This is a genomic window from Aerococcus sp. L_32 (assembly GCF_050689315.1).
The window spans coordinates 1-982 of sequence record NZ_JBOEQF010000656.1; the positions used below are offsets into that span (position 1 = coordinate 1).

Below are 982 nucleotides of genomic sequence, written 5' to 3' on the forward strand. Positions count from 1 at the left end.
GGGGACGTTACAATAAATTCTTCCCGATAGGGTTTGCTTAGGCAAAAATTCCTTGTAACCATAAAATTTATATTTTGGGGGAAACAACATGAATAAACGACTATTTACTTCTGAATCAGTCACAGAAGGACATCCAGATAAGGTTGCTGACCAAATTTCTGATGCCATTCTAGACGCGATTCTTGCACAAGACCCACAAGCTCGAGTTGCTTGCGAAACTGCCGTAAATACAGGACTTGTCCTAGTATTCGGTGAGGTAACAACTAGCGCCTATGTGGATATCCAAAAAATCGTTCGCAATACCGTTCGTGAAATTGGTTATCGTGACGGCAAATTCGGATTCGACGCTGACTCAATCGCCGTATTGGTTTCACTAGATGAACAATCACCTGACATCGCACAAGGTGTAGATGATGCCATTGAAACCCGGGAAACGGGCGAAGTGGACAACAAGCTGATTGGTGCCGGTGACCAAGGGATTATGTTTGGTTATGCTACGGACGAGACACCAGAGTTAATGCCAATGCCCATTGCTTTAAGTCACCGCCTATCTCGCCGACTAGCTGAAGTCCGTAAAAGTGGTGAATTAAACTACTTAGGTCCAGATGGTAAGACACAGGTAACGATGGAATATGATGACAACAACCAACCACAACGCATTGATACGATCGTCATTTCAACACAACATACTGAAGGTATTGAATTAGACCAAATCCGCCAAGACGTGATTAAACACGTTGTTGAGCCCACTATGCCTGAAAACTGGTTAGATGAAAACACGCGTTACTTCATCAACCCAACTGGTAAGTTTGTATCCGGTGGTCCTGAAGCCGATTCAGGTTTAACTGGTCGTAAAATTATCGTCGACACTTATGGTGGATCTGCTCACCACGGTGGTGGGGCCTTCTCAGGTAAAGACGCTACTAAAGTTGACCGGTCTGCTTCATATGCGGCTCGCTATATTGCTAAAAACTTGGTTGCA

At 44.4% G+C, this 982-nt stretch carries 1 protein-coding gene and 1 riboswitch; the gene reads left to right on the top strand.

The window, feature by feature from the left end:
- The first annotated feature begins 2 nt into the window (after positions 1 to 2).
- Positions 3 to 91: riboswitch (SMK box riboswitch) on the top strand.
- Positions 89 to 982 (top strand): methionine adenosyltransferase (gene metK / locus ACRCJ0_RS15490; protein ID WP_431391083.1); only part of this gene is annotated, 894 nt, incomplete at its 3' end. Its footprint overlaps the riboswitch before it by 3 nt.